This is a genomic window from Pseudomonas sp. LSJ-87 (genome assembly GCF_032971465.1).
Lineage (GTDB): Bacteria > Pseudomonadota > Gammaproteobacteria > Pseudomonadales > Pseudomonadaceae > Aquipseudomonas > Aquipseudomonas putida_Z.
The window spans coordinates 1-14754 of the sequence record NZ_JAWJYQ010000022.1 but is presented as its reverse complement, the minus strand read 5'-3'; the positions used below and the strand labels follow the sequence as shown (position 1 = coordinate 14754).

Genomic DNA, 14754 nt, shown 5'->3' with positions numbered 1-14754 from the left:
AGGCGCAATGGTTTTACCGAATCAGTTTGCCAGCAGATAGCCGCTGCGGCACACCTGCTCGCCTGCGACGTGGGCGATGACCATGCCTGCGGTAGCCATGCGCCGTACGTTACGTGCATACAGCAGGCCGGGCTGGCTGTTGCGGATGGCCGTCACCCGGTCGCTGAGCGGGTCGATGACTTCAGCGATCAACTGGCCCGCCTCCAGGTGCTGGCCTGGCCGGGCGTGGTACACCAGCAGCCCGCCCAGTGGCGTTATCACCGGTTCTACTGCGGCCAGCGGCGTGGCCGAGCAGCGCAAGGCGGGCAGGGCCGGGCTTGCGCCTTCGATGACCCCCGCATGGGTAAGGAAGTCGAGGATCGCCTGACAGTCCTTGCTGGCCAGGTCATGGCTGACATCGGCCTGGCCGCGCAACTCGACGGTGACCGAGCAGCAGCCCAGCGGAATCGGGAAACGTTTGCCGAAGCGTTGTTGCAGCTGCCACCAGACCAGGCTGAAGCATTCATCGAACGACTGCCCGCCAGAGTCGGTGGCAAGCAGGCTGGCTTGGGCACCCAGGTAGCGGGCCAGCGGTTCGATCTGCGGCCAGGCGTCTGGCGTGGTGTACAGGTGCTCGACCGCCTCGAAGTCGCAGTGCAGATCCAGCACCATGTCGGCATCGCAGGCCAGGCGCTGCAGTATCAGGCGTTGGGCCTGCAGCGGTGTGCGCGCCGGGTGTGCGTCCAGCCCCCGGCGCAGGTATTCGCGGATCAGTGCGAGGTTGTGTGCCGGGTCTTCGGTCAGGTGTTCTTCGATCTGGTCGCCGATGCTGTCGGAAAGGTCGACGAAGTTACGGTTGAAGTTCTCGCCACTTTGCAGTTCGAAACGCCCCAGTGGCGCGTCCAGCAGCACCTGTTCCAGGCCGACCGGGTTGGCCACCGGCACCAGGATGATCTCGCGCTGCAGGCGGCCTTGCTGTTCCAGTTCACCCAGGCGGCGCTTGAGGTGCCAGGCCACCAGCATGCCGGGCAGCTCGTCAGCATGCAGCGAGGCCTGAATATAGACTTTGCCGCCACTGCGAGGTCCGAAGTGGAAGCTGTGCAACTGGCGGGTAATGCCCGGAACGGGCGAGAGCAGGTCGTGAGTTGAATGGTGCATGGTGGTCCTGGGTGCGTGGCGAAAACGGTCTGCGACACGGGGCGGCACACAGATAGAAGCACAGTTTTTGGCCTTGCGCCTGTATCGGTGCCCTCCTGGCCACCGCGCTGGCCTCTTCGCGGGTAAACCCGCTCCCACAGGGATCGCACAAAACTCAGCTTTTGTGCATGACCTGTGGGAGCGGGTTTACCCGCGAAGAAGCCAGCACGGTCCAGAAATTGTTTCAGGCCAGCAGCGCCTGCAATGTAGCCAGGTCATCCGCTTCTTCCACTGGCTTGTCCAGCCGCCAGCGCAGCATCCGCGGAAAGCGCACGGCAATGCCGCTCTTGTGCCTCCTGGACAGCGCTATGCCCTCGAAGCCAAGCTCGAACACCAGCGTCGGCGTCACGCTGCGCACCGGCCCGAAGGTTTCAACCGTGGTCTTGCGGATGATGGCGTCGACCTTGCGCATCTCTTCGTCACTGAGCCCTGAATAGGCCTTGGCAAAGGGGACCAGTGCCCGACCCGGCGTACCGGCTGGCGCGTCCCACACGGCGAAGGTGTAGTCGCTGTACAAGCTGGCCCGCCGGCCGTGGCCGCGCTGGGCATAGATCAGCACGGCATCGACGCTGAATGGGTCGATCTTCCACTTCCACCAGGTGCCCATGTCCTTGGTGCGCCCCACGCCATACAAGGCCTCGCGCTGTTTCAGCATCAGCCCTTCCACCCCCAGGCTGCGGGACTGTTCGCGCTGGCAGGCAAGGTCGGCCCAGTCCCGGCCTTCGAGTAGAGGCGAGAGCAACACCGGGGCCAATGGGTGCTGCTCAAGCACGTGTTCCAGCTGTTGGCGGCGTGCATGCTGCGGCCGGCTGCGCCAATCCTCGCCTTGCCATTCCAGCAGGTCGTAGGCCTGCAGCACGACCGGCGCGTCGCTCAGCAGCTTCTTGCCCAAGTTCTTGCGACCCAGGCGCTGCTGCAACATGGCAAAGGGTTGTACAGCCAGTTCAGCCGCTGAGCCGCCGGGTTTCCACACCAGGATCTCGCCATCGAGCACGACACCGTCGGGTAGCGTCTGCGCCAGGCTGCGCAATTCGGGGAAGCGTTCGGTGACCAGTTCCTCACCGCGCGACCAGACCCACAGCTGGCCTTCGCGCTTGACCACCTGGGCGCGAATGCCGTCCCATTTCCATTCGATCTGCCATTCGCTTGGCGGCCCGAGCAGTGCATCGAGCTGTTCGGTTGGTACCTGCAGGGGGTGGGCCAGAAAAAACGGGTAGGGCTGGCCGCCACGCTGGCTGTGTTCATCGTCTGATTCCGGGGCTATCAGCCGTTGATAGCTGGCTGCCGTCGGGCGGTGGCTGATGTCGGTGTAGCCAACCAGGCGCTGGGCCACGCGTTTGGCATCCAGCCCGGCCAGTTGCGCGAGGGCGCGAGTGACCAACAGCTTCGATACCCCCACGCGAAAGCTGCCAGTGATGAGTTTCAGGCAGAGCATCAGGCTGGGGCGGTCCAACTGGGCCCAAAGAGGCGGCAGGCGTTGCTGGATCTCCTCGACCGGCAGGCCACGCAATGGCAACAGATGGGCTTCGACCCAGCGGGCGAGGCCGTCGTCGCCAGGGTGGTAGCTTTCCGGTACCAGCAGGGAAACGGTTTCGGCCAGGTCGCCAACGGCCTGGTAGCATTCCTCGAACAGCCAGTCAGGCAGCCCCGCCAACCTGCCGGCCAGCTCCCGCAGCACGCGTGTAGGCACCAGTTGGCGAGGGCGGCCACCTGCCAGGAAGTACACCGCCCAGGCGGCATCCACAGCCGGGGCGGTGCTGAAGTAGTCGCGTAGCGCCGTGAGCTTTGCAGTGCTGGAGGTAGTCGCATCCAGCCTCAGGTACAGCTCGGCGAATGCCTTCATGCGTCTGGCTCCGCGGCTACCACGTCATCTTCCTCGCCGTACTCGGTCACGAAGGCGCGGGCATCGAGGCCTTGTTCGATGAGGTAGCGCACCAGCACATTGACCGAGCCATGGGTGACCATCACGCGTTCTGCGCCAGTCTGGCCGATGGCCCAGAGCAACCCCGGCCAATCGGCATGGTCCGAGAGCACGAAACCTCGGTCTACCCCGCGCCGGCGGCGGGTGCCGCGCAACAGCATCCAGCCACTGGCAAAGGCATCGCTGTAGTCGCCGAAACGGCGCATCCAGCTGCTGCCACCCGCCGAAGGCGGTGCCAGGACCAGTGCCTGGCGCAGCAGCGGGTCGTTGCGTGGGATATCGCCGACATAGCGGGTTTGCGGAAGGTAGACGCCAGCGTCCCGGTACACCCGGTTGAGTGGTTCGACAGCGCCATGCACGAGGACAGGACCAATGTTGGCGTCCAGCCCGTGGAGGATTCGCTGGGCCTTGCCGAAGGCATAGCAGAACAGCACGCTGGCTTTGCCCTGTTCGCTATTGGCGCGCCACCAGGTATTGATGCCGGTGAAGATCTCGCCCTGGCTGGGCCAACGGTAGATGGGCAGGCCGAAGGTCGATTCGGTGATGAACGTGTGGCAGCGCACCGGTTCGAACGGCGTGCAGGTGCCGTCGGGTTCCACTTTGTAGTCGCCGGAGGCGACCCAGACCTCGCCCTGGTACTCCAGGCGCACTTGCGCCGAGCCCAGTACATGCCCGGCCGGGTGCAGGCTCAGGGTTACGCCATGGTGCAGCAGACGTTCGCCGTACGGCAGGGTTTGCAGGTTGATGTCCTGGCCCAGGCGGCTGCGCAGGATGCCGGCGCCTGGGGCGGCGGTGAGGTAATGGCGGTTGCCGACGCGGGCATGGTCGCCGTGGCCGTGGGTGATGACGGCACGCTCCACTGGCCGCCAGGGGTCGATGTAGAAATCACCGGGCGGACAATACAGGCCTTCGGGGCGGGCGATGACGAGGTCCATGGTATGGGCGCTGGTGGCCGACGTTCTTGTTAGGAGCGCGGGAATGTCATGAGAGTTCGAACGTTTTAACAAGCGAAATGGACTACTTGCCATTCAGAAATGCCGAACCGCCTTTTGCGGTTAACTGTGTCCTCAGGTCGAAGGGGTGCAACAAAAATGTTGCGGTCTGTCGGCGCATGATGCACATTGGTTCGACAAAGGCTGATATGAAATACAGTGAATTTCGCCGATGGCTGCGCGGCCAAGGCGCTACGTTTGTCGCTGCCAAGGGTAGTCATTTCAAGGTCTATCTAGGTAATCGCCAGACGATTTTCCCAGATCACGGGGCGAAGGAAATAAGCGAAGGCCTGAGACGGAAGATCCTGAAGGACCTAGGGTTGAAATCATGAACGGTTTAGGGGAGCACGTGATGGTATTCGAATATCCGGTAGTCGTTCATCTGGAAGACGGCAGTGTCTGGGTGAGTTGTCCCGATGTGCCTGAGATGGCCTGCGCAGGTGACACTTCGGAGGAAGCTCTGTTCGATGCCGTGGATGCCTTGGAGTCCGCACTTTCGTTCTATGTGGATCAAAAAATAGCTATTCCGCTGCCTGCAACACCAACCGAAGGTCAACCCGTCGTACGTCTGCCAGCCCTGACCGCCGCGAAGGCAGCGTTGTGGAATACGATGGTTGCACAAAAAATCAGCAAGACCGAGATGGCGCGCCGACTTGGAGTGAATCGTCCCCAGGTCGATCGTCTGGTCGATCTGCTGCACCGTTCCAAGATCGAGCAGGTCGAGCATGCGCTGCACGTGTTGGGACAGCGGATCGAGCTTTCAGTCGTAGCTGTTTAGTGCATAGTCCAAGCCGCCACAGGTGGCGGCTTGATTGAGAGGTTTACTTGCCGGGCACCAGGGTCAAACGCTGGTTGCCATACGCCCGCCCGAAGTTCTGCTGCTGCAGTGGCAGGCTCATGAAGCGCCTTTTGAACCAGGCATCCAGCCCATCGCTGTAATGCGTGCTGGCCGGGTTGCCGGATTGCCCGCTGCTGGTCAGCACCTGCAACGGCTCGGCCTGGCCGAAGTCGACGATCATCCGCGCCGAGGCCGGCAGGCGGGTGTCGAAGTCGCTGCCCCAGGCGTATGGCGTCAGGGCCAGGGTGGTGAAGTCGCCACCGGCAGCCAGCGGCGAGCGGCCGAGGGCGTCGCCCAGGCCATGGTAGGCCGGTGCAGGCCAGCGGTATTGGTGCAGCTTGCCCCACTGCCAGGCGCGGCGGTCGGCGCCCAGTTGCGCGGTGCCGGCATCCACCGCGCCAGCCAGGCTGCGGGCGAGAATGGCCGGCTTGTCTTCTTTCTGCGGCGTGCTGCGGTCATCCCAGAACGGGCTGTCGTCGCGGCCCAGCAGGTGGTCGGCCTGCGCCGAGAACGACAACCGCGCATTGCTGACGAAAGCCTGCCAGGCCGGGCCGGATTCCGGGCCCAGGTCGTCGAGGAAGGTTTGCCGGGCGACTTCCTGGAGGAACAGTTCGTACAGTGCGGCATCGGCCGATACCGGGCTCAGGCGGCCATCGAAGGCCTTGAGCCGGACCAGCGCGTCGCTGGCCTTGTCGCGCTGTGCGGCGGGCAGGGCGTCGATCGCCTGCTTGAGCGGCTGGGCCATGCCCGGGGCGTCGAACATCTGCTTGAGCTTGTCGGCCAGCAGTGTGGTCTGGTCGTTCTGCAGGGCCATCAGGCTGCGGCTGTCGTGGCGGCCATTGCCGGCCAGCTGGGCCAGGCGCTCGGCGCGCTCGGGGTAGTACCAGGTGCTGGACAGCTGCATGCCATAGCCACGCGGCAGGCTGCGCTGGTTGGCGTGGCCGATCCAGCCGGCGGGCGGGTCCTGGTCGTAAGGGTGCAGCATCGGGTCGGCATAGCCGTCCCAGTCGTAGCGCCCGTCCCAGCCCGGCGAGGGCAGCAGGCCCTGGCCTTCGCGGCGGTTGGGGTAGCGGCCACTGACTTGCCAGCCGATGTGCTCGGGTTCGGCGAAGACGAAGTTGAGGGCGGCGGCGGTCACTTCACGGGTGCTGTCGAAGGCACGCTCCACGCTCTTGGCACGGGTCAGGTCGAACAGCGCATCCAGGCTGCGGTCGCCCTTGAACTGTGGCAGGTTCAGCGCCAGGCCCAGGCTGGCATTGCCTGGCTGGGCCATCAGGGTGCCGTGGCGGGTGTCGTACATCACCTCGCGCAGCGGGCGCTGGCCGCGGACGAAGAAGGTTTCGCTACGGGCACGGGCCGGCAGCCATTTGCCGTCGGCCAGGTAGCTCAGCTGGCTGCCCTGGTGGCGCAGTTGCTCCAGGTACAGGTCCTGGTTGTCGGCCATGACCGCGCTGCTGCTCCAGGCCAGCTTGCCGTTGTAGCCGGCCAGCACGATCGGCAGGCCGGGCAACGACAGGCCGGCGACCTGGTACTTGCCGGTGTGGATCTGTACCGGGCTCAGGGCCCAGGCGGTTCGGCTGTCGCTGGCCAGCAGGCTCTTGCCGCTGCGGCTGCGCTGCGGCGCCAGGGCCAGGTTGGCCGAGCCCGGGCTGCCCAGAAGGTCGAGGTCGGCCAGTTTCTGGCTGGCAGCTGCCAGGGCCGGCAGCCCCGGCAACTGGCTGTCCAGGTTCAGGCCTTTGAGCTTGTCCACTTCGGCTTCGGCCAACGGCTCGTCCGGGGCACCGGGCAGCAGCCAGGCCAGCTTGTCGCTGCCGGCTTTCTGCGCCAGGGTCAGGGCGCTCAGTTCTTCCTGCAGGTTCACCGACTGGCTGAACGCATACAGGCTGAAGATCAGCGCCGAGTCTTCGGGCTTCCAGTATTCGGGTCGGTAGCCACTGCTGGCCAGGCCGGCGGGCAGCTTGTCGCGGTAGCGGAACAGGTAGGCGTTGACCCCGCGTGCATACACTTCGAAGAAGCGCTTGAGCCGTGGCGACGCGTCGGCGTACTGCTGGGCGGCGCTCTGCTTGAGGTTGGCCGCGCGCATCAGGCGGTCGATGTCCAGCGCGTCGCTGCCGGCCAGTTCTGCCAGGCGGCCCTGGGCCAGCAGGCGCATGGCGACCATCTGCTCGATGCGGTCGCCGGCATGCACATAGCCCAGGCTGAACAGGGCGTCATGGAAGCTGCTGCTTTCGATCAGTGGTGCGCCCATTGCGTTGCGCCGTACCGAGACGTTCTGCGCCAGGCCCTTGAGCGGCTGCACGCCGCTGGTCGGTGGCACGCTGCCCTGGTAGCCGCCCGTCTGGCAGCCGGCCAGCCCGAGCATGCCGAGCAGCGTGGCAGCGGTTGCGAACCGCGGGCGGAATGGAGGAAAGGCGGAGGCGGCCATGACAAGGGCTCCTGCAAGGCGTGGCGGGTTTCGAAAGGCGCTAAGGTAGTGAGCGCGCAGGCGCCGTGCAAGGTCCCTGGGCGGTTTATTTGCCAGTGCCGACTCAAACCTTGAAATGTTCGGCCACGGCGTCGGAAAAGTGCGTGCAATTGATGCGAGCAAGGCGTTGATAGTCACGGCTGACGGCGAAGGCCGAGCCTGGCATCAATAGCACCTTGTGCTGTTCCAGGCGACGCATGAAAGGCTGCAGGTCGGCCAGTTCGGGGTGGTAGACCCACAGGAACATGCCGCCTTGGGGCGTTATGTCGAACTGCCAGCCACGCGCCCGCAACAACTGCTGGGTCTGCGCCTGCTGCCGGATCAGGCGCTGCTGCAGGTCTTGCATGTGCCGGGCATAGGTGCCGTCGGACAAGATGGTGTTGACGAAGCGTTCGCAAAACGCCGGCACCGCCACGCAGGTCAGCAGCTTCAGGCGCGTCAGCGGCTCTATCAGCTCTGCCGAGCAGGCGATGTAGCCCACGCGCAATGAAGCGGACAGGCATTTCGAGAAGCTGCCGATGTAGATGACCCGCTCAAGGTTGTCCAGTTCGGCAAAGGTCTGGCGCACACCCGGGCTGAAGTCGCCGTAGACATCGTCCTCGACCACGAAGAAGTCGTGTTCCACCGCCAGGCGCAGGACGCTGAAGGCATTGTGCGGGCTGATGTTGCCGCCGGTCGGGTTGTGGAAGGTGCTGTTGCAGAAGAACGCCTTGACCTTGTGCCTGGCCAGGTGCTCCTTCATGTCTTCCACGCTTGGTCCGTCCTGGGTTCGGCGCACCCCGACCACGTGGCCGCCGGCCAACTGGATCAGTTTGATCAGGTTGCCGTTGCCGGGCTCGTCGACGAACACGTGATCGCCTGGCTTGATCAACAACCGCGCCACCAGGTCCAGCGCTTGTGTGGCGCCCAGTGTAGTCAGCAACTGGCTTGGCCGGGCATCGACACGGGTCAGGCGTTTCAGGTGCACGCACAGCTGTTTGCGCATGGGCAGGTAGCCCTGGATGTCGCCATATTCCGCCAGCGAACTCTGCTCCAGCCGCGCCGTGCGCCGAATCGCCTTGGCCAGCAGCTCGGTGTCACGCCAGGCGGGTGGCAGCCAGCCGCTGCCCAGTTTGATGTAGTGCTGGCCCCCCTGCAGCAGCTTGAACAGTGGGTCGCCGGCCATGCCTGCGGGCGCATCCACCGCGCTGGTTTGCCGTGTGTGGCTGGCGACGAAGTAGCCGCGGCCAGGAATGGCGGTCAACACACCTTCGCTGACCAGCCGGGCATAGCTGGAGACGACATCGTGGTAGCTGCAGCCAACCGCCGCCGTCAGCTTGCGGATGGACGGCATGCGCTGGCCGGGCAGCCATTCGCCGGCTTCGAGGCGCTGTTTCAACTGGTCATGAAGGCTGTGCGGGCGCATGGCGGGTCCAGCAGCTGTTAGAAAAAACAGCCTAACAGTTAACCGGAAAGCGCGTCGACTGTTCGAATTTCAGGGCGCGGCAGATGCGACCATGCACCTGTCGGCAGCTTTTCCAATGCCGAATCGACCCGTCCACCAATCGTGAGCACATGCTATGTCGAGCACACTTCCGCGGCGCACGTACCTGTATTTCACCGCGCAATCGATCAACCTGACGACTGCGGTCATGTCCGTGACCATGGCGGCCATTGTCGGGGCGGCGCTGGCGCCTGCCGCCACGTGGTCCACCGTGCCCTATGGTTTCCAGTTCCTCTGCCTGATGCTGGCCACCTATCCAGTCTCCAGGCTGATGAGCCGTATTGGCCGCAAGCGCGCCTTCATGCTGGGCTCGATCCCTTTGGCGGTGTCTGGCATCAGTGGTTACCTGGCGGTGCAGTACCAGCACTTCCCGATGCTGGTGATCAGCCATTCGGCATTGGGCATCTACATTGCGTTTGCCAACTTCAACCGCTTCGCGGCCACCGACAATCTGGCCCAGAACCTGAAGCCCAAGGCGCTTTCCCTGGTCGTGGCCGGTGGGGTGATCGCCGCCGTGGTCGGGCCGGCGCTCACCGAGTGGCTGAGGGACGTTGGTGCGTATCCGCTGTTTTCGCTGTGCTACGCCGCTTTTGTCGGCCTGGCGGTGATGTCGTTGCTGACAGCGGCCTGCCTGCCCGGCGATACCGGCACCGCCAGTAACGACCGTGCAGCGAAACCGGCTGGCACCACCGCCGAGCCGCTGAGCCCGGTGGTTGCCGTGGCCATGGCAGTGGCCGCGCTGGGCTACGGAATCATGAATTTGCTGATGATCCAGGCGTCCATGCACATGAAACACATGCATGAGGACTTTTCCGACGTTCGCCTGGCGATTCAATGGCATGTGATTGCCATGTTTGCGCCGTCGTTCTTCACCGGCGCCATCATCCACAAGCTCGGCATCAGGGCCACCATCTGTCTCGGCCTGGGCTTGCTGATCGGTTGCACGGCCATGAACATGTGGTCGCACAGCTACGCGATGATGACCTTGTCACTGATAGCCCTGGGCCTGGGTTGGAACCTGACCTACGTGGGCGGTGGGGCGCTGTTGGCGCAGACGCTGCAAAACAGCCCGGCAGCGATGCAGATGCAGGGGAAGAACGATCTGGCCATCGCGGTGTTTGCGACCATTGGCGCATTCAGCCCGTCGCTGTTGCTGGGCACGGTCGGTTGGGATGGCACCAATGCCATCTGCATGGCCCTGTGCATCGTGCTGCTCATGGCCACCGCAGGGTTGCTGCAGCGCAAGGTTTCAGGGCCTGCCAGGGCCAGCTAGGCCCCGGCTACCCACTGCGCGGCCCGCGGCAGGGACGCGCAAGTGCTGTTCAGGTCAGGCGCCGTGGCACTTCTTGAACTTTTTCTGGCTACCGCACGGGCACGGGTCGTTACGGCCAACGTCCTTCAGGGCGTTGCGTACCGGCTCCTGGTGACCGTGGTTGCAGTGCGGGCCGTGTACATGGCCATGATCGTGGTGGTGATCATGATCGTGGTTGCAGTCAGGGCCATGAACGTGGGGTTGCTGGGACATTGCAGGGTTACTCCGGTTTGTAATCACCGGGGATTATCTCACCACTGCGCGACAAGTGCAGGTCCCGATGGATGAGCAACCCGGTCGCCAGCTCGCCCTGCAGGCTGTAGTGCAGCGGTTGTTCGCTTTTCAGCAGCTTGGCCAGTGGTTTCAGGTGCTGCCACAGGTTGGTCCGCGCGGTGATCTTGAAAGTACGCCGGGCATGCCCGCCGACACTGCGCCACACGCTGGTTTCATCCTGCACCAGCAACAGGTCATTGAGGCGTATGGCATACGACAGGTTGCGGATGAACAGGCGGCTGTCATTGGGGTTGTCGATTCGCAGATGCAGCACGAACTCCTGCTCCAGCAACCTGGCCTTGACCGTCTCCACCTCGACCAGGTGCACCTCGGGTTCGCGCCAGTCGTCACTGCCCCAGCTGGCGCAGCCCGCCAGCAGTGCCAGCCATGCCATCAAGGTGGCGAGCAGCAGCGGGCGGGTGCGGGCGATCATGTTCAGCTACCCACGTAACTGGCGCAGCATTTCTTGAACTTCTGGCCGCTGGCGCAGGGGCAGGGGTCGTTGCGCCCGGCCTTGAGCCCGACCGTGGGGTCGATGAAGTACCAGCGCCCGGCATGCTGGACGAATGCCGAGCGCTCGCGGTGCTGATGGTCACCCTCCTGGTCGTGCCAGCGTGCAGTGAAGGTGACAAAACCGTGCTCCGGCTGGCCGCCCAGCACCTCTGCGCTTTCCACCTCCAGGCCCAGCCAGGTGCTCTGGGCGCTCCAGGCGGCCATGGCGGCACGGTCCAGGCCGGCTTGCTGGGCAGGCAGGGTGGTGGCCACCAGATAGTCGACCAGGCCCAGCACGTAAGCGCTGTAGCGTGAGCGCATCAGCGCCTGGGCATCCGGTGCCGGGGTGCCGGCATGGTAATGCCCGCAGCAGGCGTCGAGCAGGTTGCCACTGCCACAAGGGCAGACCGAGACACTCATCATCACCACCAGTACTTGCCGAAGTTTTCAGGGTTGGCCCAGAACTGGTGGGGGGTAGGCGGGAGGCCAAGCGTAGCGGGCTTCATAGGGCACCTCAAGCGGTTCTGGTGACATAAAGGTTACACCATTGGTTACACTTGGCGAGAGTCGTCTGCCTTGGTGCCCTGGTCCTACAATTACCCCACATTTCGCTACGCGGTCTAAGGAAGGATGGCTACTGTTGCGAAACGATTGGATTAACGGGCGGGATTCCTAATCGGTCTAAGCCAGGATCCGGATCAGACCACCCATTAGCAGGTCCTGCTTTTCGAAAGGTCCGAGGCTTCATGGCCTTGGGTTGGGCTAAGGGCAGTGGCGTGGCGCTCATCGTAGGGCCTCGCACACAGGTCAAATCACGACTCCATGGGGTTTGGTTGAATCCCACGATAGCGAGTTCGGTCTCGTGAAGGCCGGACCAAGACAATGCTCTGCTGACTGCTCTTCACTCTGTATACTTGGGATCCCCTTGATCTCTGAAGACATGAAACTGAATGGTTTTCGATAAAGCTTTCTCCGATATAAAAAGTAGCCTCGCTACGTGGGACGGCTATTCTGTACTGGCGGAGGCAATTCGGTCCTATGAAGGTTTACAGGTCTACATAGCGGGGGGAGTGGTTCGAGACGCTGTAATGAGCAGAACAATCCGCCCAAAGGATTTCGATTTTTTCCTTCATGGGCAGTCCGTAAATGAAGCCCTCAATCTTTTAAAGGACGCCGGGCACTTGCAGGCTACTCCTTACGGTTCACCACGCTGGTATCCGGCAGGATGTGACGACCAGTATGCAGATATAATCCCCATATCAGAGTTCAAGCCTGGCTTGTGGCACTGCGAAGACATAGTCGACGTACTTAATCAGTTTGACTTTACGGCCAATGCAATTGCTTTCGACTTGCGTACGGGGAAAATATTTGACCCTCAAAATGGTGCGCGGGATGCAGTTCGAAGAGTAATGAAGATGGTACGATTCGACTATCCTGACGGGCCATACATTCCCTCTGAGAGCCTCTGCCGAAATGTTATTCTTTGGTTTCGTATAGTTCATTACTCTGGCTCATTAAGGCTAAATGTTGAGCCGCTTACGCTAAAGTGGATTCTGGAGCACCGTCACTACGCAATGCAGCGCGAACAGTTTGAGGCGAATTTTTTTAAAGCTGACCTGAGTTTTCTGGAAGAAATTCATGCGTAGAGTGAAGCGCGGGGTGGAAAATTTCGCCCTTGATTATGCGGCAAAAAACATTGTCGAAAACATACTTAAGTCGCGCGCAATTAGCTCCGTACAATTGAAGCAGGGGGTAATGACATTTAAGTTTCACGTACAAACAGAAGGTGGCGATGATGTAATGGTGCGATTCTATCCAGAAAGTCGACGCAGCGTGGTACATCAGGAACCCGACCTCTTGGATAGCTGCACTCGCGCAGGACTCTCCGTACCCATACCAATTGGTGACTCGCGAACGGGCCCACCTGCCCCATTGAACTATGTTGTGTACCGCCGAATACGAGGTGAGACACTGGCATGTAAACTGAGAACATTTGACGCTGCGCGCTGCAGAGTAGCGGCAGAGGACCTCGGCATACATCTATTGAGAATTCAAGAGGTAAGGCTTAAAGGAGCAGGCGAGCTGATTACCAGCAAAGCTGGCAAAGACCCTTCATGGCAGTCTTTTGTTGAAAGGTCAATGAATCAAGGAGTTAAGGCCATTAAGACCCATAAATTACTTGAGGAGTCGCTTATCACCAAGACCGAACAAATCTTAAGCTGTACGACGTTGACGCCACCTCACACATTGAGTCGACTTGTATGGGGCGACATAAACTTCGGGAATATTTTGGTTGGTGACGATGGCCGCATTACCGGCCTGATTGACTTTGAGAGCTGTTTAAGCGGTGACCCATTGGCAACCTTAGGTTACGCCGCAGCCGCACATGGAAATGCCCAATTCTTCTCTGAACTGCTTAGACTGTGGCCGAATTTGCTATCAGACAGAGAGAAAAACCTCATTGATTGGTACACTCTATTGAGGTCGCTAAGGCTGGCTTGCTATGCACATCAACCTCTGCCAACCGGGCATACTCGCGACCCGCTGATTCAGATATTACCTGGACTCGTACCGGCCTTACTGCGGCTGGCCGAAAAGTGCTGATCTTTAAGCAAGGAGGAAGTAGTGACCGCCACAAACCCAAACCCGCCACAGCCAGACCAACCAAACTTGGCAACGAACCTTCAGAAGCTAATCCTGGTCACGGTGCATTTCGTTATTGCTGCGCTTGTTATTTGGTGGGCATATTCAACAATTAAAGAGTACAACCAAGCTAATTTTGCGGAAAGCACTGTGACGTGGGAGATGCCTACAGGCGTTCACATCAAAGATAGCCCTGTCAACTTTAATTACGACCCAGAGCGCCAAGTACTCACCCACCGTGGACCGCTTGATGCGCAGCAGCAGTTGAAATTAAGGGCTTTGCTTGAGTTCGAGTCGGAAAGCACAGACTCAGGAAAGCCTCCTATGAGCACCTCAGAAGTAAACAAAGCCATCAGAGGCTTCTATTTAGCTATTGATGGACTTGCATATCAATCGGCCTCTGCCCAAGTGGGCCAACTTCAGCTGCTGCTGCTGCTTGGTTTTATGGGTGGAGTACTCGGCGCCATATTACGCTCTCTCGTCGACTTCATTGGTCACGCTTGCTATACCAAGCAACTCGACCTAATTCACTGGTGGCCCCTGTATGCGACCCGCCCGATCATCGGCGCAATACTTGGTTTTCTACTTGTGGTATTGTTGAAATCTCGATTGATGGCTTCCATTGAGGTGCAGGAAGGTAGCGACTCATTCTGGTGGCTGGGAATCACAGTAATAGGTGGCTTTAGTACCGTTGATGTGACTCAGCGTTTACGCCTAACTGCGAAAGCTCTTTTTGGCTCATCAGATGAAACCAAGAAGAAACCCTCCACTAATTCTCAATCGCAGCAAGAACAAAACAATGGCGCCTGACACAGGCGACATGGCACAGCGCGCCTTAATAATCAAAAGGCATTGCTTACCACAATCCTGCCTGACCACGAACATCTTTATGGGGCGCCGCGACGACTATATTTATGAGTTTTTTTGCGCGAGAACTTATCAAAGTCTAACCACAACAAACCCCAAAAGAATGCTCCGATACTCTGCCGCTACAGACACCATCACAACGAACCAAGAATGTGACCACGCATAAACTGAAAAAGCTCAGAAAGAGCGAGCTCAAGGACGTCATTTAAAAATCATCAACCAGTAGACTTTACCGCTTCGTTTGTTAATATCAGGTAGCTTCGTCTGCTTGCTGGCGCAGCCGCCTCACGGCA

At 61.0% G+C, this 14754-nt stretch carries 14 protein-coding genes; 6 read left to right on the top strand and 8 right to left on the bottom strand.

Going from position 1 to position 14754, the window contains the following annotated elements; all coding sequences use genetic code 11:
* Positions 1-21 precede the first annotated feature (21 nt).
* The 3 genes from RYH74_RS14315 to RYH74_RS14305 form a co-directional block, all read right to left on the bottom strand.
* Positions 22-1137 carry a succinylglutamate desuccinylase/aspartoacylase family protein gene (locus tag RYH74_RS14315; RefSeq protein ID WP_286918906.1) on the bottom strand — a complete coding sequence of 372 codons (1116 nt, stop codon included), beginning with the start codon at positions 1135-1137 and terminating at the stop codon, positions 22-24.
* A 223-nt stretch (positions 1138-1360) separates the two neighbouring features.
* Positions 1361-3019, bottom strand: a complete 1659-nt coding sequence (locus RYH74_RS14310; protein ID WP_317409619.1) for an ATP-dependent DNA ligase — start codon at positions 3017-3019, stop codon at positions 1361-1363.
* Positions 3016-4032, bottom strand: coding sequence for a ligase-associated DNA damage response exonuclease (locus RYH74_RS14305; RefSeq protein WP_085706037.1), 1017 nt, complete (start codon positions 4030-4032; stop codon positions 3016-3018). Before RYH74_RS14305 ends, RYH74_RS14310 begins: the two co-directional genes overlap by 4 nt.
* A gap of 206 nt (positions 4033-4238) precedes the next feature.
* Here RYH74_RS14305 and RYH74_RS14300 point away from each other — a divergent pair, with 206 nt between their 5' ends.
* Both RYH74_RS14300 and RYH74_RS14295 read left to right on the top strand, forming a co-directional pair.
* On the top strand, positions 4239-4421 hold the full coding sequence (locus RYH74_RS14300; protein ID WP_025340378.1) for a type II toxin-antitoxin system HicA family toxin: 183 nt from the start codon (positions 4239-4241) through the stop codon (positions 4419-4421).
* 20 nt (positions 4422-4441) lie between these two features.
* Complete coding sequence (locus RYH74_RS14295) at positions 4442-4867, top strand: type II toxin-antitoxin system HicB family antitoxin (protein ID WP_038408384.1); 426 nt, start codon at positions 4442-4444, stop codon at positions 4865-4867.
* A 43-nt stretch (positions 4868-4910) separates the two neighbouring features.
* Here the strand turns inward: RYH74_RS14295 and RYH74_RS14290 are convergent, their stop codons facing one another.
* Both RYH74_RS14290 and RYH74_RS14285 read right to left on the bottom strand, forming a co-directional pair.
* Complete coding sequence (locus RYH74_RS14290) at positions 4911-7352, bottom strand: penicillin acylase family protein (protein ID WP_317409618.1); 2442 nt, start codon at positions 7350-7352, stop codon at positions 4911-4913.
* A gap of 103 nt (positions 7353-7455) precedes the next feature.
* The gene (locus RYH74_RS14285; protein ID WP_075046131.1) at positions 7456-8796 is read right to left on the bottom strand and encodes a PLP-dependent aminotransferase family protein; all 1341 of its coding nucleotides are present in this window, start codon (positions 8794-8796) and stop codon (positions 7456-7458) included.
* Between the two features lie 154 nt (positions 8797-8950).
* On the opposite strand from RYH74_RS14285, the gene RYH74_RS14280 reads away from it, so the two are divergent.
* Positions 8951-10147 (top strand): MFS transporter, encoded by a 1197-nt coding sequence (locus tag RYH74_RS14280; protein WP_286100418.1) that lies wholly within the window; start codon positions 8951-8953, stop codon positions 10145-10147.
* Positions 10148-10201: 54 nt separating this feature from the next.
* Here RYH74_RS14280 and RYH74_RS14275 read toward each other — a convergent pair whose 3' ends face one another.
* The 3 genes from RYH74_RS14275 to RYH74_RS14265 are packed head-to-tail and all read right to left on the bottom strand — an operon-like array spanning position 10202 to position 11371.
* The gene (locus RYH74_RS14275; RefSeq protein WP_003258907.1) at positions 10202-10399 is read right to left on the bottom strand and encodes an SEC-C metal-binding domain-containing protein; all 198 of its coding nucleotides are present in this window, start codon (positions 10397-10399) and stop codon (positions 10202-10204) included.
* A gap of 7 nt (positions 10400-10406) precedes the next feature.
* Complete coding sequence (locus tag RYH74_RS14270) at positions 10407-10892, bottom strand: LEA type 2 family protein (RefSeq protein WP_025340373.1); 486 nt, start codon at positions 10890-10892, stop codon at positions 10407-10409.
* A 2-nt stretch (positions 10893-10894) separates the two neighbouring features.
* Positions 10895-11371 (bottom strand): YchJ family protein, encoded by a 477-nt coding sequence (locus tag RYH74_RS14265; protein WP_015271542.1) that lies wholly within the window; start codon positions 11369-11371, stop codon positions 10895-10897.
* Positions 11372-11901: 530 nt separating this feature from the next.
* Between RYH74_RS14265 and RYH74_RS14260 the strand changes: the two genes are divergently transcribed.
* From RYH74_RS14260 to RYH74_RS14250, 3 genes are read left to right on the top strand one after another with little or no spacing between them, the layout of a single operon-like run.
* A complete protein-coding gene (locus RYH74_RS14260) occupies positions 11902-12597 on the top strand; it encodes a hypothetical protein (RefSeq protein ID WP_317409617.1) in 696 nt (231 codons plus the stop codon).
* A complete protein-coding gene (locus tag RYH74_RS14255; RefSeq protein WP_317409616.1) occupies positions 12590-13555 on the top strand; it encodes an aminoglycoside phosphotransferase family protein in 966 nt (321 codons plus the stop codon). The genes RYH74_RS14260 and RYH74_RS14255 overlap by 8 nt, the downstream gene beginning before the upstream one ends.
* Before the next feature lie 21 nt (positions 13556-13576).
* Complete coding sequence (locus tag RYH74_RS14250) at positions 13577-14404, top strand: hypothetical protein (protein WP_317409615.1); 828 nt, start codon at positions 13577-13579, stop codon at positions 14402-14404.
* Positions 14405-14754 lie beyond the last annotated feature (350 nt).